Annotated in this window: 13 protein-coding genes; 7 read left to right on the top strand and 6 right to left on the bottom strand. The window is 70.3% G+C overall.

Annotated elements, in window-relative coordinates; translation table 11 throughout:
- Window positions 1-152: 152 nt before the first annotated feature.
- From IE118_RS12545 to IE118_RS12530, 4 genes are all read left to right on the top strand, one after another.
- Window positions 153-944, top strand: coding sequence for an ATP-binding cassette domain-containing protein (locus IE118_RS12545; protein WP_037940698.1), 792 nt, complete (start codon window positions 153-155; stop codon window positions 942-944).
- Window positions 941-2,233, top strand: coding sequence for a sugar ABC transporter permease (locus IE118_RS12540; RefSeq protein WP_189557881.1), 1,293 nt, complete (start codon window positions 941-943; stop codon window positions 2,231-2,233). Before IE118_RS12545 ends, IE118_RS12540 begins: the two co-directional genes overlap by 4 nt.
- Window positions 2,234-2,431: 198 nt before the next feature.
- The gene (gene dxs, locus IE118_RS12535) at window positions 2,432-4,363 is read left to right on the top strand and encodes a 1-deoxy-D-xylulose-5-phosphate synthase (protein WP_189557880.1); all 1,932 of its coding nucleotides are present in this window, start codon (window positions 2,432-2,434) and stop codon (window positions 4,361-4,363) included.
- 147 nt (window positions 4,364-4,510) lie between these two features.
- A complete protein-coding gene (locus IE118_RS12530; protein WP_189557879.1) occupies window positions 4,511-6,031 on the top strand; it encodes an amino acid permease in 1,521 nt (506 codons plus the stop codon).
- Window positions 6,032-6,358: 327 nt separating this feature from the next.
- Here the strand turns inward: IE118_RS12530 and IE118_RS12525 are convergent, their stop codons facing one another.
- Complete coding sequence (locus IE118_RS12525; RefSeq protein ID WP_189557878.1) at window positions 6,359-6,730, bottom strand: PIN domain-containing protein; 372 nt, start codon at window positions 6,728-6,730, stop codon at window positions 6,359-6,361.
- Window positions 6,731-6,809: 79 nt separating this feature from the next.
- On the opposite strand from IE118_RS12525, the gene IE118_RS12520 reads away from it, so the two are divergent.
- Window positions 6,810-7,823 carry a DUF8189 domain-containing protein gene (locus tag IE118_RS12520; protein ID WP_189557877.1) on the top strand — a complete coding sequence of 338 codons (1,014 nt, stop codon included), beginning with the start codon at window positions 6,810-6,812 and terminating at the stop codon, window positions 7,821-7,823.
- A gap of 13 nt (window positions 7,824-7,836) precedes the next feature.
- Here the strand turns inward: IE118_RS12520 and IE118_RS12515 are convergent, their stop codons facing one another.
- Window positions 7,837-8,925, bottom strand: a complete 1,089-nt coding sequence (locus IE118_RS12515; protein ID WP_189557876.1) for an LCP family protein — start codon at window positions 8,923-8,925, stop codon at window positions 7,837-7,839.
- A 254-nt stretch (window positions 8,926-9,179) separates the two neighbouring features.
- Between IE118_RS12515 and IE118_RS12510 the strand changes: the two genes are divergently transcribed.
- Together IE118_RS12510 and IE118_RS12505 are read left to right on the top strand one after the other, a co-directional pair.
- Window positions 9,180-10,451, top strand: coding sequence for a nucleotide sugar dehydrogenase (locus IE118_RS12510; RefSeq protein ID WP_189557875.1), 1,272 nt, complete (start codon window positions 9,180-9,182; stop codon window positions 10,449-10,451).
- A complete protein-coding gene (locus tag IE118_RS12505) occupies window positions 10,448-12,274 on the top strand; it encodes a glycosyltransferase (protein WP_189557874.1) in 1,827 nt (608 codons plus the stop codon). Before IE118_RS12510 ends, IE118_RS12505 begins: the two co-directional genes overlap by 4 nt.
- Window positions 12,275-12,353: 79 nt before the next feature.
- On the opposite strand, the gene IE118_RS12500 is transcribed toward IE118_RS12505, so the two are convergent.
- The 4 genes from IE118_RS12500 to IE118_RS12485 all read right to left on the bottom strand — a co-directional run bounded on the left by IE118_RS12500 (window position 12,354) and on the right by IE118_RS12485 (window position 18,767).
- Window positions 12,354-13,778, bottom strand: coding sequence for a polysaccharide deacetylase family protein (locus IE118_RS12500; protein ID WP_229846783.1), 1,425 nt, complete (start codon window positions 13,776-13,778; stop codon window positions 12,354-12,356).
- Between the two features lie 57 nt (window positions 13,779-13,835).
- Entirely contained in the window at window positions 13,836-15,275 is a 1,440-nt protein-coding gene (locus tag IE118_RS12495) for a cellulose binding domain-containing protein (RefSeq protein WP_189557872.1), read from the bottom strand.
- A gap of 148 nt (window positions 15,276-15,423) precedes the next feature.
- On the bottom strand, window positions 15,424-17,553 hold the full coding sequence (locus IE118_RS12490; RefSeq protein ID WP_189557871.1) for a 3-hydroxyacyl-CoA dehydrogenase NAD-binding domain-containing protein: 2,130 nt from the start codon (window positions 17,551-17,553) through the stop codon (window positions 15,424-15,426).
- Entirely contained in the window at window positions 17,550-18,767 is a 1,218-nt protein-coding gene (locus tag IE118_RS12485) for a thiolase family protein (RefSeq protein WP_189557870.1), read from the bottom strand. Before IE118_RS12485 ends, IE118_RS12490 begins: the two co-directional genes overlap by 4 nt.
- Between the last annotated feature and the right edge of the window lie 48 nt (window positions 18,768-18,815).

The raw sequence follows: 18,815 nt of genomic DNA, 5'->3' as shown, positions 1-18,815 counted from the left end.
GAGTCCGTGACCCGGACTCCCGCCCGGGACCGACTGCCACGCGCTTCCGCCGGCGCCCCGCACACATCAGCCCCGCAAGCTACGCGGGGCGCCGGACGGAACACCCCCCAAATTCTCTGCACAACCTCCCGCCGGGTCAGGCGGCGAAGGAGATGGTTCACGTGTCCGCTACGCCCGTGCTGGCGTTGCGCGGGGTCTCCAAGCGTTTCGGTGCCGTCCAGGCGCTCACCGACGTAGAGCTTGAGGTCCACGCCGGTGAGGTGGTCGCCCTGGTGGGCGACAACGGTGCCGGAAAGTCCACGCTGGTCAAGACGATCGCCGGCGTGCACCCCATCGATGAGGGCGTCATCGAATGGGACGGCAAGGCCGTCCAGATCAACCGGCCGCACGACGCCCAGAACCTGGGCATCGCGACGGTCTACCAGGACCTCGCGCTGTGCGACAACATCGACGTCGTCGGCAACCTCTACCTGGGCCGGGAGCTCCGCAGGCGCGGCGTCCTGGACGAGGTGGAGATGGAGCGCCGCTCCCGCGAGCTCCTCGACACGCTCTCGATCCGCATCCCCAGCGTCCGGATCCCGATCGCCTCGCTCTCCGGCGGTCAGCGCCAGGTCGTGGCCATCGCCCGGTCCATGCTCGGCGAGCCGAAGCTGGTGATCCTCGACGAGCCCACCGCCGCCCTCGGCGTCGAGCAGACCGCGCAGGTCCTCGACCTGGTCGAGCGGCTGCGCGAGCGCGGTCACGCGGTCATCCTCATCAGCCACAACATGGCCGATGTGAAGGCCGTGGCGGACAAGGTCGCGGTTCTGCGCCTCGGGCGCAACAACGGCGTCTTCGAGGTCAAGTCGACCTCGCAGGAAGAGATCATCTCCGCCATCACGGGCGCCACGGACAACGCCGTGACCCGTCGTGCGGCGCGCACCAATGGGGAGATCAAGAAGTGAGCATCGACAAGACCCCCGCCCCCGCCGAGGACCACGCCGTGGAGAACCCCGAGGCGGCCCCCGCCGCGGTCACCGTGGTCGACCCCCGGCTGCTGGTCCGCGAGCAGGGCTTCCTCGGTTACTGGAACGAGTTCAAGCGGAAGATGAAGGCCGGTGACCTCGGCTCCATCCCCGTGGTGGTCGGCCTGCTGATCATTTGGGCCATCTTCACCAGCCTGAACCCCAACTTCCTCACCGCCGGCAACTTCTCCGACATGTCCGTCGCCATGGTCGGCACCGGCATGATCGCCGTCGGCATCGTCTTCGTGCTGCTGCTCGGCGAGATCGACCTGTCGGTCGGTTCGGTCAGCGGTGTCGCCGGCGCCGCCTTCGCGGTGATGAGCGTCACCCACGGGATGAACGAGATCCTGGCCCTGGTGCTGGCGATCCTCACCGGCACGGTGGCCGGCGCCATCCACGGCGTCATCTTCGCCCGCATCGGCGTCCCGGCCTTCGCCGTGACCCTGGCCGGACTGCTGTTCTGGCAGGGCTTCATGCTGCAGATCCTCGGCAGCAACGGCACCATCAACCTCGACTCCGAGGGCCTGGTCGTCAAGCTGACCAGTTACTACTTCTCCGACGTGGCCGCCGCGTACGGCCTGGCGATCGTCGCGACCGTGGGGTACTTCCTCCTCGCGTTCTTCGACAACCGCCGCCGCGAGGCCGCCGGGGTGCCGTCCCGCCCGCTGAACGAGATCATCGTGCGGACCGTGCTGCTCGCGGTCCTGGCCTTCGCCGTCGCGATCGTCTTCAACCAGTACAAGGGCCTGCCGCTGGCCGTGGTGATCTTCCTGGCCTTCCTGGTCCTCACGGACTTCGTGCTGCGCCGCACCGCCTACGGCCGCAAGGTCTTCGCACTCGGCGGCAGCGTCGAGGCGTCCCGCCGCGCGGGCATCAACGTGGAGATGGTCCGGATCTCGGTCTTCGCGATCGCCGGCACCTTCGCCGCGATCGGCGGCCTGTTCGTCGCCTCGAAGATCGCCTCCGCCAACCAGGGCGCGGGCACCGGCGAGTTCCTGATGAACGTCATCGCCGCGGCCGTCATCGGCGGCACGTCGCTCTTCGGTGGCCGCGGCCGCACGTGGGACGCGCTGCTCGGTGTGATGGTCATCATCTCGATCACGTACGGCCTGGCGCTCGAGGGCATCGCCTCGCCGGTGCAGTACATGATCACCGGTGGTGTGCTGCTGGCCACGGTCGTCATCGACGCGGTCACCCGCAAGACGCAGAAGACGGCCGGGCGCGCCTAGCTCCCGGTACGCTCCCGCCGCTGTTGCCCGGTGCCTGGGAAGGCGCCGGGCAACAGCCGTGTCGTAGGACGGGCGCATTCGGGGTACTGCTGACCGGGTGACGCACGACGCACCGCCCGGAGTCGTCCGTCCGGAGCGGAAGATTAGACTCGACCCGCCCGGTAACAGCTCGATCAGCTCTACTGCAAGGAGGCACGGGTGCCGCTGCTGACCCGCATCAGGGGACCGCGCGATCTGGACCGGCTCGGCCCGGAGGAGCTCGACCGGCTGGCCGGGGAGATCCGGACCTTCCTCGTCGAGGCGGTCTCCAAGACCGGCGGCCACCTCGGCCCCAACCTCGGTGTGGTGGAGCTCACCATCGCCCTGCACCGGGTCTTCGAGTCGCCCAGGGACAAGGTCCTCTGGGACACCGGCCACCAGTCCTACGTGCACAAGCTGCTGACCGGCCGGCAGGACTTCTCCAGGCTGAAGATGAAGGGCGGCCTGTCCGGCTACCCCTCGCAGGCCGAGTCCGAGCACGACGTCATCGAGAACAGCCACGCCTCCACCGTCCTCGGCTGGGCCGACGGCATCGCCAAGGCCAACCAGATCATGAAGCGCGACAGCCACGTCGTCGCGGTCATCGGCGACGGCGCGCTCACCGGCGGCATGGCCTGGGAGGCGCTGAACAACATCGCCGATGCCAAGGACCGCCCGCTCGTCATCGTCGTCAACGACAACGAGCGCTCCTACTCGCCCACCATCGGCGGCCTGGCGAACCACCTCGCGACCCTGCGCACCACCGACGGCTACGAGCGCTTCCTGACCCGCACCAAGGACCTCCTGGAGCGCACCCCGGTCGTCGGCAAGCCCCTCTTCGACACGCTGCACGGCGCCAAGAAGGGACTGAAGGACTTCATCGCCCCGCAGGGCATGTTCGAGGACCTCGGCCTGAAGTACGTCGGCCCCATCGACGGCCACGACATCGAGGCCCTGGAGTCCGCCCTGACCCGCGCCAAGCGCTTCGGCGGCCCGGTCATCGTGCACTGCCTCACCGAGAAGGGCCGCGGCTACCAGCCCGCCCTCCAGGACGAGGCGGACCGCTTCCACGCCGTCGGCAAGATCCACCCCGACACGGGCCTGCCGATCGCCAGCTCCGGCGCCGACTGGACGAGCGTCTTCGGCGAGGAGATGGTGAAGCTCGGCGAGGAGCGCGAGGACATCGTCGCCATCACCGCCGCCATGCTCCAGCCGGTCGGCCTCGACAAGTTCGCCAAGCGCTTCCCCGACCGGGTCTACGACGTCGGCATCGCCGAGCAGCACGGCGCCGTCTCCGCGGCGGGCCTCGCCCACGCCGGGGTGCACCCCGTCTTCGCCGTGTACGCCACCTTCCTCAACCGCGCCTTCGACCAGGTGCTGATGGACGTGGCCCTGCACAAGTGCGGCGTGACGTTCGCCCTCGACCGGGCCGGCGTCACCGGCACCGACGGCGCCTCCCACAACGGCATGTGGGACATGTCGATCCTCCAGGTCGTGCCCGGCCTGCGGCTCGCCGCCCCGCGCGACGCCGACCAGGTCCGCGCCCAGCTGCGCGAGGCCACCGCCGTCGAGGACGCCCCCACCGTGGTGCGCTTCTCCAAGGGCGCCGTCGGGCCGGCCGTGCCCGCCGTGGGCCGCGTCGGCGGCATGGACGTCCTGCGTGAGCCCGGCACGGACACCCCCGACGTGCTGCTGGTCTCCGTGGGAGCGCTCGCGCCGATGTGCCTGGAGATCGCCTCGCTGCTGGACCGGCAGGGCATCTCCACCACCGTCGTCGACCCGCGCTGGGTCAAGCCCGTCGACGAGGCGATGGCCCCGCTCGCCGAGAAGCACCGCGTGGTCGTCACCGTCGAGGACAACTCCCGGGTCGGCGGCGTCGGCTCGACGATCGCCCAGGCGCTGCGCGACGCCGGTGTGGACGTGCCGCTGCGCGACTTCGGCATCCCGCCGCGCTTCCTCGACCACGCCTCGCGCGCCGAGGTGCTGGCCGAGATCGGGCTGACCGCCCCCGACGTCGCCCGTCAGGTGACCGGTCTGGTGGCCAAGCTGGACGGGAAGTACGAGCACTCCTCCGCGGACGCCGTCGACTCGGTGCAACCCGCCCGCGACTGACGTCGCCCACGCGTCGCCCGGATGGGCCGCCCGTGCCACTGTGAAGAGTGGCGCGCGCGGCCCGTTCGCGTGAGAGCGCCCGCGCCGGGGCATACGACCTACGCCCCCTCTCGATCATGTCGAGGACGACAAGCGTGGGAGGTACCCGTGACAAGCCCCCTCTTCCGGACGAAGAAGGTCGAAGAGTCCATCCGTGACACGGAGGAACCCGAGCATTCGCTCAAGAAATCCCTGTCCGCGCTGGACCTGACGGTCTTCGGCGTCGGTGTCATCATCGGCACCGGCATCTTCGTCCTCACCGGCACGGTCGCCAAGGACAATGCCGGACCGGCCACCGCCCTGGCCTTCGTGGTGGCCGGCGTCGTCTGCGCGCTGGCCGCGCTCTGTTATGCCGAGTTCGCCTCCACCGTCCCGGTGGCGGGCTCCGCCTACACGTTCTCGTACGCCTCTCTGGGTGAACTGCCCGCGTGGATCATCGGCTGGGACCTGGTCCTGGAGTTCGCGCTCGGCACGGCGGTGGTGGCCGTCGGCTGGTCGGGTTACATCCAGTCGCTGATGGACAACGCCGGCTGGCAGATGCCCGCGGTGCTGGGCAGCCGGGAGGGATCCGACGTCTTCGGGTTCGACATCCTCGCGGCCGTGCTGGTGCTGGTGCTCACCGGCATCCTGGTCCTCGGCATGAAGCTGTCCGCCCGCGTCACCTCACTGGTCGTGGCCATCAAGGTGACCGTGGTCCTCGTGGTGATCATCGCGGGGGCCTTCTTCATCACCGCGGACAACTACGACCCGTTCATCCCGGACGCCAAGCCCGTGCCGGCGGGGGACAGCCTCGACTCGCCACTCATCCAGCTGATGTTCGGCTGGGCCCCGGCCAACTTCGGCGTGATGGGCATCTTCACCGCGGCCTCCGTGGTGTTCTTCGCCTTCATCGGGTTCGACATCGTCGCCACGGCCGCGGAGGAGACCAAGAACCCGCAGCGCGACATGCCCCGCGGCATCCTCGGCTCGCTGTTCATCTGCACCGTGCTGTACGTGCTGGTGTCGCTCGTCGTCACCGGAATGCAGCACTACAGCGAACTGTCCGTGGACGCGCCACTGGCGGACGCCTTCAAGGCGACCGGGCATCCGTGGTTCGCGGGCTTCATCAGCTTCGGGGCCGCCGTCGGCCTGACGACCGTCTGCATGATCCTGCTGCTCGGCCAGACCCGGGTGTTCTTCGCGATGAGCCGCGACGGACTGCTGCCGAGGTTCTTCTCCCGGGTCCACCCCCGGTTCCGGACCCCGCACCGGCCGACCATCCTGCTCGGTGTCGTCATCGCGATCCTCGCGGGCTTCACCCCGCTGAACGAGCTCGCCGCGCTGGTGAACATCGGCACCCTATTCGCCTTCGTCATCGTCGCGATCAGTGTGGTCATCCTCCGCAGGACCCGGCCCGACCTGCACCGGGCGTTCCGCACCCCGTGGGTGCCCGCGCTGCCGATCGTGTCGGTCGCCGCCTCCCTGTGGCTCATGCTGAACCTGCCGGCCGAGACCTGGGTCCGCTTCGGCGTCTGGATGGCGGTCGGCGTCGTCGTCTACTTCCTCTACAGCCGCAAGCACAGCCGCCTGGCCAAGGGCGAGAGCGAGCCCGGGGCGTCCCTCGGACGCCCCGGCCCGGACTCCAGCTGACCCGGGCGCGGGCGGCCCCCAGCGCCCCAGCGCCCCAGCGCCCCCAGGGCCCAGGGCCCCAGGGCCCCCAGCGCCCCGGCGGCCGTGGCCGACACGCCCCAGGGCGCGGTCCCACCGGACCAGGACGCGCAGCCGCCGGACGCCCGGCACCGCCTCACCGGCGGCGGCGTCCGGCACGCGGACGCGACACCACTCCCCGTGCGACGCCCTTGTGGGCCGTCACTCCCGCGACCCGGGGCCCGTGCCCGCCGCCGGCAGGGCGCGGTCGGCGGGCACGGGCCCCCGGGGGTGGCCGCGTCCGGGGCGGCACACGGCCGACGGGCGGGGTCAGCGGGGTACGGAGCGCGGGCCGGTGACCTCCGCGCCCAGGGCGGTCACCCTGCGGCGCAGCTCGCGGTCGGCCGTGACGACCAGCACCGGACGGTCGCCCGCCCCGGCCACCAGCCCGACCATGTGGTCGTCGCCGCTGCCCGGGGCGGACTCCACCCGGACCCCCGGCACCGGCTCGACCCCGCGCGCCGCCCCCTCCACGACCAGGACGATCTCCAGCGGCCCCGGACGGTCCGGCACACCGTCCGCGGCCAGCCGGTCGCGCAGGCGCTCCGCGGCGCCCCGGCGGTCCCGCCACCACCCGTCGGGCACCGACCCGACGACGTTCGCGGCGTCGACGATCACGAGCAGGGCGGCGGTGTCGTTCATACCGCCAGCGTCCCACGCGGGACCACCGGCGGGGCCGCCCCGCCCGCGCGTGCGAAACCGCAGTGCATAAGGTGAAGTGGTGAACGGCGACTGGCTCCTCCGCGGCCGCGACGGCCGCCTGACCGTCTACCTGCCGTCGGACGACGCCGTCCTGTGCCGCGCGGAACTCGCCCCCGGCGGCCCCTGGGAGGCACCTCGCAGGATCGGCGGCGACCAGCGGCTGCACCCGGGACCCGCCGTCGGCCAGGGCGCCGACGGCTACGCCCACCTGGTCGCCTGGCGGCCCACGGTGAAGGGCGAGTCCGGCCTGGTGCACTCCACCCACTTCCGCCCCCGGCTCGCCCCGCTGGACTGGAACCCGATCGGCCACCCCGACAAGAAGGGCGACCGCACCGGCACGCCCGCCGTCGCCGTCGACGCGGAGGGCCGCGCCCACGTCTTCGTCCGCGACGGCGGCGGCGGGGTCGGCACGGTCGCGCAGAAGGAGAAGGGCGGCTGGACGCCGTGGGAGCACCTCGGCGGCGAGGACGTCGGGCAACTCGCCGCCGTCACCGGCCGGTCGGGCCGTGTCGAGCTGTACGCGGCCGGCCCGGACGGCATCCTGTGCTGGCGTCAGGAGGAGCCCGGCAAGCCGCCCGGCCGGGCGGAGGGCACCGACGTACGGGCACGGTCCGGCACCCTGCGCGCCCTGGCCACCTCCGCCGAGCACACCACGCTCTTCTTCACCGACCAGGAAGGGCAGTTGTGCGCCTGGCGTCCCGGCAGCGATCCGGTGCGGCTCCTCGCCGCGGCCGGCCCCGGACCGGTGTCCGCGGTGCGCTGCGTCATCGAGGGACACGACTGCACCGTGCTCGCCCAGCCCTCGGCGAGCGGACGTGTCGCCTTCGCCGCCTACCCCACCGAGCAGGAGCCCGCGGGGGCCTGGTGGACCGAGTCCGGTCCCCGACTGGCCGCGGGCGCCGTCGTGTCCGTCGCCCTCGACGAGTACGGCGAGGTCGTCGCGGCCTCCCTCGACCCGGCCACCGGCACCCTGCTGCTCACCCGCCGCAAGGACGAGCCGGGCCTCGCCCTCAGGGCGTGGCAGGAGGTCTGAGCCACCCGGGACCTCAGCCGCGGGCGGGGGAGTCGCGGACCGACGCCGGGATCTCGGCGTCCGTCCGGATCGCCTCCCACAGCCGGGACGCAGCCGGCTCCACCGCCACCACCCGGTTCGGGTCCGCCTTGTCGTAGGCCACCGGCAGCATGACCGTGTCCATCGCCGCGGGGTCGATGCCCTCCAGGCTCCGCCCGAACTCCGCCAGCGCGGTCAGCGAGGCCAGTTCGGAGTCGGTGGTCAGCGACTCGGTCAGCCGGTCGGCGATCCGGTACAGCTTCGCCGGACTCCCCAGCAGGTCCTGCCGTTTGACCTCGGCGAGCAGCGCGCCCAGGAACTTCTGCTGGAGCTCGATCCGCCCCAGGTCACTGCCGTCGCCGTAACCGTGCCGGGTACGCACGAACTTCAGCGCCTCGTCGCCGTCCAGCCGGTGCTCCCCGGCGTCCAGCCGCAGCCCCGAGGTGATCGGCTCGTCCAGTCGTACGGTCACTCCGCCGATCGCGTCCACGATGCCCTTGAACCCGGCGAAGTCCACCTCCACGAGATGGTCCACCCGTACGTCACTCATCTGTTCCACCGTTTTTACGGTGCACGCCGAACCCGCCTGCGCGTAGACGGAATTGAACATCACGCGCCGGGCGGACGGCAGCACCGTGCCGTCGGGGGCCGTGCACTCGGGCCGGGTGACCAGGGTGTCGCGCGGGATGCTCACCGCCACGGCCTCGGTGCGCCCCTTGGCTATGTGCACCAGCAGCGCGGTGTCGGAGCGCGCCCCGCCGGGCCGTCCGCCGTCGAGCGCGCCGTTCGCGCCCGCCCGGGAGTCCGAGCCGAGCAGCAGCAGGTTCAGCGCGTCACCGGCGACGGCCTCGCGCCGCGGGCGGTTCTTCTCGTCGCCGAGCGCCTGCTCCAGGTCGACCGCCCCGTCCTTGAGATTGTCGTCCAGCCCCTGGTAGACCCACCAGACGCTCCCGCCGGCCGCGAGGACGAGCACGAGCAGCACCGGCAGGACGACGCGGCGGAACTTGCTGCCACGGGTGCGGGTGCGGGCCCGCCGGCGACTGCCGGGACGGGGGCCGTCCGCCGGGGTGCTGGTGTGACTCATGTCGCTCCGGTTCGCGTGAATCGGCTGGTCGCCCGGGGTTCCCACACGGGCGAACTCCGTTGTGGTGACGGGAGACACGCAAGCCGCGCCAAGGGTTGTAGCGAGGTGCGCGTGACAAGCCGCACTTGTTGTGAGCAGGGTGAAAAGGTGAAGGTTCTGTTAGCCTCCTCGCACTTGTTCGATTTACTCGGGCGGCTTGTGCTGCCCGCGTCCGGCCTGCCCGGGGCCGTGCAACGGGGTTGGGGAATGGTGTCGTGAGCAGATCCTCCACGACGGATCTTGTCGTTGTCGGACTCGGATACGTGGGGCTGCCACTGGCCCGCTCCGCCTCTGCCGCCGGATTGAGGGTGGTGGGTCTCGACCGCAGCGGTGCCGTCGTCGAAGGGCTGAACAACGGCCGTTCGCACGTCGACGACATCTCCGACGCCGAGGTCGGCGCGATGCTCGGCCAGGGCTTCACCGCCTCCGACCGCGCCGAGGTCATCGCCGACGCCGCCGCCGTCGTCATCTGCGTGCCGACCCCGCTCACCGAGTACGGCGCCCCCGACCTGGGCGCCGTGCACGCCGCGGTGGAGGACATCGCCACGCACCTGCGGCCCGGCACCCTCGTGGTGCTGGAGTCCACGACGTACCCCGGCACCACCGACGAGATCGTGCGCCCCCGGCTGGAGGCCGGCGGTCTGACCGTCGGCAAGGACTTCCACCTGGCCTTCTCGCCCGAGCGGATCGACCCGGGCAACCCGTCCTACGGCCTGGAGAACACCCCCAAGGTCGTCGGCGGCGTCACCGCCGACTGCACCAAGGCCGCCCGCGCCCTCTACGAGCGCTTCGTGTCCCGCGTGGTCGAGGCCAAGGGCACCCGCGAGGCCGAGATGGCCAAGCTGCTGGAGAACACGTACCGGCACGTCAACATCGCCCTCGTCAACGAGATGTCGATGTTCTGCCGCGAGATCGGCGTCGACCTGTGGGACGCGATCAGCTGCGCCTCCACCAAGCCGTTCGGCTTCGCGCCCTTCTACCCCGGCCCCGGCGTCGGCGGGCACTGCATCCCGATCGACCCCAACTACCTCTCCTACAAGGTGCGTTCGCTGGGCATACCGTTCCGGTTCGTGGAGCTGGCGCAGGAGATCAACCAGCGCATGCCCGTGCACGTGGTCAACCGGGCCGCCGATCTGCTCAACGACGAGGGCAAGGCCGTCCGCGGCTCCCGCGTGCTGCTGCTCGGCGTCACCTACAAGCCGGACATCTCCGACCAGCGGGAGAGCCCGGCCCAGGCGGTCGCCGAGAACCTGCTCGCCCGCGGCGCGGAACTCGTCTACTTCGACCCCAAGGTCGACGACTGGGCCGTCGACGGCGTTCCCGTCGAGCGTGCCGACGACTACCTGGCCGGCGCCGAGGCCGCGGACCTCACCATCCTGCTCCAGCCGCACCGGGAGATAGACCTCGACCAGCTGGCCGACCGCGCCCGCAAGCTGTTCGACACCCGGGGCAAGTCCGCCGATCACCCCCGGGTGGTCAAGCTGTGACGACCGAGGACACGTACATACCGGGGGCCGTCGACTCCGACGGCCGGGGGCACCGCAAACGCCGGCACCTGAAGGTCTCGTACTTCTTCTTCCTCGCGATCGCCGCGGTCATCGCGACCCGGCTCGACTCGGACTCGCTGCACCTGTACTCCATCGGCGCGATGGGCCTGCTGGCCCTGAAGATGTTCGGCGCCCTGTTCTACCGGCCGGCCAAGGCGGGCCGTGAGGAACTGGAGTACCTGGAGGACTGCTGGGTCACCGCGGTCATCCCGATCTACAACGAGGACCCGGTCATGTTCGAGCAGGGCATGCGCTCCCTGCTCGCCCAGAGCCGGCTCCCCAACGAGATCCACATCATCGACGACTGCAGCGCCGACCCCGGCGGCATCCGCACGGCGAAGAGGATGCGGCCCGAGTTCGAGGCCCTGGGCGTCAAGTACACCGTCAGCGTCCAGCCCGAGAACAAGGGCAAGCGCGAGGCCCTCGCGCTGGGCTTCGAGGCGGCGCCGTACTCCGACATCTTCCTGTGCGTCGACTCCGACACCGTGCTCTCCCGGGACACCGTGCGCGAGCTGCTGCTGCCGCTGGCCGACGAGAAGATCATGGCCTCCACCGGCATGGTGCTCGCCCTCAACCACGACAGCAACATCTTCACGCGCCTGCAGGACCTGCGCTACGGCAACTCCTTCCTCTTCGAGCGGGCCGCCTACTCGCGGCTGAAGTCCGTGCTCTGCTGCTGCGGCGCCCTCTCGGCGTACCGCGGCACCCTGGTGCGCAAGTACCTGCCGGACTTCCTCAACCAGCAGTTCCTGGGCAAGCCGGCCGTCTTCGGCGACGACCGCCGCATGACCAACTACTGCCTGATGGAAGGCCAGGTGGTCTTCCAGGAGACCGCCGTCGGCTACACCGCCGTCCCCGAGAAGCTGCCGCACTTCCTGCGCCAGCAGGTCCGCTGGAACAAGTCCTTCTTCCGCGAGTCCCTGTGGGCCTTCCGGCACCAGAAGAAGTACCGGCCGGCGTTCTGGCTCACCTGCATGGAGCTCGGCCTGTGGCTGGTCTTCGGCACGGCCATGTTCTACTCGATGGTCATCCTGCCGATCATGCAGCCGGCCCGGTTCGTCGACCACATCGGCGACTACGCGCTGTTCATGGTCCTCATGGGCTACCTGCGCAACGTCCGCTACCTCGACTTCCCGCGCCGCGGCATGGGCTTCATCAGGCGCTTCGGCATGTTCCTGCTGGCCCCCCTGTACGGCCTGATCCAGCTGTTCCTGCTGACGCCGCTGCGCTTCTACGCCCTGCTCACCCTGCACAAGGGCAGCTGGGGCACCCGCCAGGCCGGTGTCGAGGTGTCCGTGGGCGGCGACCACGAGGCCGACATGACGGAGATCTGGGAGGAGGAGGACCCCTACTCCGACAAGAAGGTCACCGAGACGCTCCAGCTGATGCGTCTGGAGGGCGTGGCCCTGCGCACCAGGCCGCGCGCGGCCTACGTGCCCAGCCAGCCGCAGCCGCTGCCCGGTTACGACGAGGAGCACCACCAGAACGTGCCCCAGCAGCCCGTCAGCTGGGGCACGCCCGAGCCCGAACCGGCGCAGGCCGGCCACGGCGGGCAGCAGCAGTGGCAGGGCGGTGCCCCCCAGCAGTGGCAGGGCGGCCAGGGCGACCCGTACGGCGGCCGGCAGCAGCCGTACCAGCAGCAGCCGTACCCGCAGCAGCAGTACCCGCCCCAGCAGCCCGGTCCCGGCCGTGACGGCCGCCAGGGCCACTACCAGGACACCGACTGGCCCCCGCAGCAGAACGGCAGGGGCGACGGCTGGTAGAGCGGCGCGCAGGACGGCGCGGACAGGAGAGGAGGGGGCGGCCCGCACGGGCCGCCCCCTCCTTTTCCCGTTCCGGGGCCTACTGGTAGTAGGCCATCGCCTCTTCGACGGTCACCACCGGGATGTCCCGGTCCGCGAGTTCCTGCATCAGCGTGGTGAGGCCGGCCGTGCCGATCTCCGTGCTGGTCTTCGGTGCACCCTCGACGATCTTGTGCAGGCACAGGATCAGCCAGTCACCGCTCTCCCTGCACCGGTCCAGCTGTCCCCCCTCGCCCGTCAGCCGGGCCAGGGGCGCGCCGCCGATGCCCGTGCCGTCGGTGATGCCGGTCAGCGACTTCAGCCGGTACGGGTTGGCCGGGGCGAACGACTCGATCGTCTCGGAGATGATCGACCGGGCCGTGGTGAAGTGCCGGCTCGCGATCAGGTCCACGGGCACACCGTCGGACGTCTTCTGGAACGCCCCGTGCGGATAGGCGAAGTGCTCGCTGGTGAAGCCGTTGGACACCAGCCACTCACGCAGCTTGCGGAAGTCCTCGTCGGCCTGCTCCGCGGTCAGCTTGGGGTAGCTGGCGGTGTGCGTGGCGTTCGCGTAGGCGTGTCCGCCCATCTCCCAGCCGGAGAAGTTCTGCATCGAGCGCATCTGGTCGACCGTCATGAAGTTCCCGGTCCCGATGGCGTCGGCGATGTTGTACGACGTGCCGGGGAAGCCGAAGGAGTCCATGATCGGGCGGGCCAGGTCGTGGATCGACTTGTGGGAGTCGTCGAAGGTGATGGAGACGACGCCCTTGGGGAAGGCCTCGGAGGTGTCCGGTATGAGCTCGACCGCCTGCAGCCGGTACGTCACCGGCCCGGCCGCGTTGTCGTACACGGCGAACGACATGTCGGTGAAGTCCGTCGTGGTGGACGGCTTGCCGTCGGCCGAGACCGTGTAGGTGCCGGCGGCGCTCTTGACGTCCGCCCACTGGAGGTGGACCGTCACCCACTCGCCGGACTGCACGTAGTTGGCGGCCGTCTTGGAGTGGGAGTGGAAGGTCCAGGAGAAGTAGTTCTTCAGCCCGCCGCTGCCCAGGTAGAACACCATCTTGGCCAGGTCCGTCACGTCGTCGACGCGGAACACCAGCCGGATCATCTTGCCGCTGAGGTCCATGGCGTCCATGCCGGACCTGCGGACGTAGGACTGCTTGCCGCTGCCGTTGGTGGTCACCCGCACGGCCTGGGTGCCGCGCACGAACTGCGCCTTGTCGTTCACCTCGGCGGACTGGGTGCCCGCACCGCCCGCGCTCCAGCCGTGCGACGCCTGGAACTGCTGGGACCAGGTGGCCCGCCGGTTCTTCGGCCGGCGGCCCGACGGCGCGTACGGCGGGGGCGTGGAGAGGCCGCCGATGGCGCCCTCGGCCGCCGGGGCCGCCGCGGGCTGTGCGACGACGTTGCCCAGCCAGGCACCCCCGCCCGCCATGGCGACGCCTCCCGCGCCGCCCAGCAACAGTGCCGACCGCCGGCTCACCACCGGCTTCTCACCCGCGTCAGCGCGGCTGTGTGAGGTGGACCGCCTCTTGCCCACTTAGGACTCCCGAACCGTGTCGAAGTAGTTCATCCCCTTGCCGGTGAAGTCCTCGACCTGGGCCTGGACCTCCTCGGCCGACAAGGTGTCGTTCGCGTTGTAGTAAAGCCAGTCGACCTTCATGTCCCAGGCGCGCTCACCCTTGAAGGGCAGGTCGATGAACCAGTGGTTGAAGTTCACCGACATGTCGGAGCGCGGGTAGAACTTCCCGCTGGTGACGAAGAGCTTCTTGCCGTCGAGCCAGTAGGCGACCACGCCGTCCTTCACGCGGATCATCACCGTGTGCCAGTCGTCGAGGCTCTTGTTGGTGGTGGTGTAGAGACGGTCGTTCGTCTCGTGGTCGTACCACGTCACGGTGTCCAGCTTGGGACCGGGCCGCCCCCAGCCGCCGTTCGGCAGGTACTCGTTGTCCAGCTCGCTGTACGTCGAGCCCTTGCCGCCGATGGTGTAGAAGGTCTGGTTGACGTGGTCGCCCGCGTCGCCGGAGGACGGCTTGTCGGTGAAGTGCAGGCGGGCGGCGTAGGTTCCCTCGCGGAACTTGCTCGCCGCGGTGCCGAGGCTCGCCTGCTTGGTGCCCGCCTCGGTGCCGTCGGTGCTGGCACGCAGCTGGAGCACCTGCCCGCTCTCCAGTGCCTCCTCGTCGCCGGGGAAGGTCACGCCATCCGCCGACCAGGTGTTCTCGATGCCGGGGCCGCCCTTGCTGGTGCGGACCAGCCAGCCGTGCTTGAACAGGGCCGGGTCCTTGGCGCCGAGGTAGTCGAAGGTGTCGAAGAGGACGCCCTCCGGCGGGGCCGGCAGCGGGTCGGGCGCGGTGGCCGCCTTCGTGTCCTTCTTCTCCGGGTCCGGCTTCGTGCCGTCCGGTTCCTCGCCCCAGGCGAGCACGCCCCGCTTGTAGGCGGTGACCTGCTCGGCCTCCTTGTAGCTCTTCGTCCGCGCGTCGAAGGAGCGGTCGTCGGACTGCTTCAGTTCCTTGTGGTCGGTGCGGAACAGCTGGAGGTCGATGCCCTTGCTGTTGGCGCCCGGCGCCAGCGTGCCGGCCTTCTCCGTGAACCGGATCTCCAGATAGCGGTCCGCGGTGTCGGTGGGCTTGTCCATCTCGACCACGCGCCCGGCGAGATTCGAGCAGCCGAAGGTGACGTTGACGCAGTTGAACGCGTACGAGGCGCCCTCGTCGGCGGTGAACCAGTACCGGAGCGAGACGTCGCTCAACGGCAGGGGCTTGTCGGTCTTGTTGAAGACCTCCAGCGACGGCTTGGCGACCGGGGCGGTGGCCGGGGTGTCGGTCCGGTAGCGGACCAGCAGGTCCGGCGGATCCGGGTTCGCCTTCTTCCACACCGGATAGAGCGCCGTGGCGCCGGCGGCGATCACGGCCACGATCAGCAGCAGCCGGACCTTGGGCCACACCCGACTGCGGGCCGGCTGGCGGCGGGTGGACGCCACGGGGACTCCTCAGCAGAACAAAACGTCAAGCATGTAAACAAGTGGTCAGATGGTGTGGAGATCCTATCGGTACGCCCGGGACGAAAGAGGGTGGGTCGCACGGATCGTTATCCGTGCGACCCACCCCCCGTCCGGGGACCGCCGGCCGTTACGCCGGAACGCTCGCCAGGCCGGGCTCCAGGAACCGCTTGCCGTTGACGCGCTCGGAGACACCCTCACGGTCCAGGTACGGCGTGATGCCGCCCAGGTGGAACGGCCAGCCGGCGCCGGTGATCAGGCACAGGTCGACGTCCTGCGCCTCGGCGACGACGCCCTCGTCGAGCATGAGCCCGATCTCCTGCGCCACCGCGTCCAGCACCCGCGCCCGCACCTGCTCCTCGGTGAGGACGGTGTCGCCCTGCTCGAGCAGCGCGGCGACCTCGGGGTCGAGTTCCGGCTTGCCGCTGTCGTAGACGTAGAAGCCGCGCTTGCCCGCCTCGACGACCCTCTTGAGGTTCGGGGAGACGGTGAACCGCTCCGGGAACGCCCGGTTGAGGGTCTCGGAGACGTGCAGGCCGATCGCCGGACCGACCAGCTCCAGGAGCACCAGCGGCGACATCGGCAGACCGAGCGGCTCGACGGCCTTCTCGGCGACCTCGACCGGGGTGCCCTCGTCGATGACGTTCTGGATCTCGCCCATGAAGCGGGTGAGGATGCGGTTCACGACGAACGCCGGGGCGTCCTTGACCAGCACCGCGGTCTTCCTCAGCTTCTTGGCGACACCGAACGCCGTGGCCAGCGAGGCGTCGTCGGTCTGCTCACCGCGGACGATCTCCAGGAGCGGGAGGATCGCGACCGGGTTGAAGAAGTGGAAGCCGACGACCCGCTCGGGGTGCTTCAGCTTCGACGCCATCTCGGTGACCGACAGCGAGGAGGTGTTGGTGGCGAGGATCGCGTGCGCCGGGGCGACCGCCTCGACCTCGGCGAACACCTGCTGCTTGACGCCCATCTCCTCGAAGACCGCTTCGATGACGAAGTCGGCGTCCGCGAAGCCCTCGGCCTTGTCCAGCACACCGGAGACCAGGGCCTTGAGGCGGTTGGCCTTGTCCTGGTTGATCCGGCCCTTGCCGAGCAGCTTGTCGATCTCGGCGTGGACGTAGCCGACGCCCTTGTCGACGCGCTCCTGGTCGATGTCGGTCAGGACGACCGGCACCTCCAGGCGGCGCAGGAACAGCAGCGCGAGCTGCGAGGCCATCAGACCGGCGCCGACGACACCGACCTTGGTGACCGGGCGGGCCAGCGACTTGTCGGGGGCGCCCGCGGGACGCTTGCCGCGCTTCTGCACCAGGTTGAACGCGTAGATGCCGGAGCGCAGTTCGCCGCCCATGATGAGGTCGGCCAGGGCCTGGTCCTCGGCGTCGTAACCCTGCTGGAGGTCGCCGTTCCTGGCGGCGGCGATGATGTCCAGGGCGCGGTAGGCGGCCGGGGCGGCGCCGTGCACCTTGGAGTCGGCGATGAAGCGGCCCTTGGCGACGGCCTGGTCCCAGGCCTCGCCGCGGTCGATCGCCGGGCGCTCGATGGTGATCTCGCCCTTGAGGACGGCCGCGGACCAGATCAGCGACTGCTCCAGGAAGTCCGCGCCCTCGAAGATCGCGTCCGCGATGCCGAGTTCGTAGACCTGCGCGCCCTTGAGCTGCTTGTTCTGGTTGAGGCTGTTCTCGATGATGACCGTGACGGCCTTCTCGGCGCCGATCAGGTTCGGCAGCAGGGTGCAGCCGCCCCAGCCGGGGACCAGACCGAGGAAGACCTCGGGGAGCGAGAAGGCGGGGAGGGCGGCCGACACCGTGCGGTAGGTGCAGTGCAGGCCGACCTCGACGCCACCGCCCATGGCGGCGCCGTTGTAGTACGCGAAGGTCGGCACGGCCAGCTGCGACAGCCGCTTGAAGACGTCGTGGCCGCCCTTGCCGATGGCCAGCGCGTCCTCGTGCCGCTTCAGCAGCTCGACGCCCTTGAGGTCGGCGCCGACGGCGAAGATGAACGGCTTGCCCGTGACGCCGACGCCGACGATCTCGCCGTCCGCGGCCTCCTTCTCGACCCGGTCGATCGCGGCGTCGATGTTCGCCAGCGACTGCGGGCCGAGCGTGGTCGGCTTGGTGTGGTCGTGACCGTTGTCCAGCGTGATCAGCGCGAACCGGCCCGCGCCGAGCGGCAGGTCGAAGTGGCGTACGTGCGCGCTGGTGACGACCTCGCCGGGGAACAGCTCGGCCGCACCCTTCAGAAGCTCTGCGGTGGTGCTCACTTGTCCCCCTCGAAGTGCGGGTTCTCCCAGATGACCGTCGCGCCCATGCCGAAGCCGACGCACATGGTGGTGAGGCCGTAACGGACCTCGGGCTGCTCCTCGAACTGGCGGGCCAGCTGCGTCATCAGACGGACGCCGGAGGAGGCGAGCGGGTGGCCGAACGCGATGGCGCCGCCGTACTGGTTGACGCGGGCGTCGTCGTCGGCGATGCCGTAGTGCTCCAGGAAGGCGAGGACCTGGACGGCGAAGGCCTCGTTGATCTCGAACAGACCGATGTCGGAGATGGACAGCCCCGCCTGGGCGAGGGCCTTCTCCGTCGCCGGGATCGGGCCGTAGCCCATGACCTCCGGCTCCACACCCGCGAAGGAGTAGGAGACCAGGCGCATCTTCACCGGGAGGTTGTTCTCGCGGGCGAAGTCCTCGGAGGCGATGAGGGAGGCGGTGGCGCCGTCGTTCAGACCGGCCGCGTTGCCGGCGGTGACCCGGCCGTGCACGCGGAACGGGGTCTTGAGGTTCGCCAGGTTCTCGAGCGTGGTGCCCGGGCGCATCGGCTCGTCGGCGGTGACCAGGCCCCAGCCCGTCTCACCGGCCTCCTCGTTGGTGCGGCGCACCGAGACCGGCACCAGGTCGGCCTGGATCTTGCCGTTGGCGTACGCCTTGGCGGCCTTCTCCTGCGAGCGCACCGCGTACTCGTCGGCGCGCTGCTTGGTGATGGTCGGGTAGCGGTCGTGGAGGTTCTCCGCGGTCATGCCCATGAACAGGGCGGACTCGTCGACCAGCTTCTCGGACACGAACCGCGGGTTGGGGTCCACGCCCTCGCCCATCGGGTGACGGCCCATGTGCTCGACACCGCCCGCGATGGCGACGTCGTACGCGCCGAAGGCGACGGAGCCGGCGACCGTGGTGACGGCGGTCAGGGCGCCGGCGCACATGCGGTCGATGGAGTAGCCCGGGACCGAGGTGGGCAGGCCCGCGAGGATGCCGGCCGTGCGGCCGATGGTCAGGCCCTGGTCGCCGATCTGCGTGGTCGCGGCGACGGCGACCTCGTCGATCTTCTTGGGGTCGAGACCGGGGTTGCGGCGCAGCAGCTCCCGGATCGCCTTCACGACGAGGTCGTCGGCACGGGTCTCGTGGTAGATGCCCTTCGGGCCCGCCTTGCCGAACGGGGTGCGGACGCCGTCGACGAAGACGACGTCCCTGACGGTACGAGGCACGATGGCTCTCCTCCAGGTACGGGATGCTGAGCGCTTGCTTACGGCCCA

This window comes from Streptomyces pilosus (genome assembly GCF_014649835.1).
Taxonomy (GTDB): Bacteria; Actinomycetota; Actinomycetes; order Streptomycetales; family Streptomycetaceae; genus Streptomyces; species Streptomyces pilosus.
This window is presented reverse-complemented; position numbering and strand designations above follow the sequence as displayed.

Excerpts from the sequence above, each read along its gene's own strand:
- IE118_RS12515 (WP_189557876.1), bottom strand. The coding sequence starts at position 8,925 with ATGAGTCACACCAGCACCCCGGCGGACGGCCCCCGTCCCGGCAGTCGC.
- IE118_RS12545 (WP_037940698.1), top strand. The coding sequence starts at position 153 with ATGGTTCACGTGTCCGCTACGCCCGTGCTGGCGTTGCGCGGGGTCTCC.
- IE118_RS12525 (WP_189557878.1), bottom strand. The coding sequence starts at position 6,730 with ATGAACGACACCGCCGCCCTGCTCGTGATCGTCGACGCCGCGAACGTC.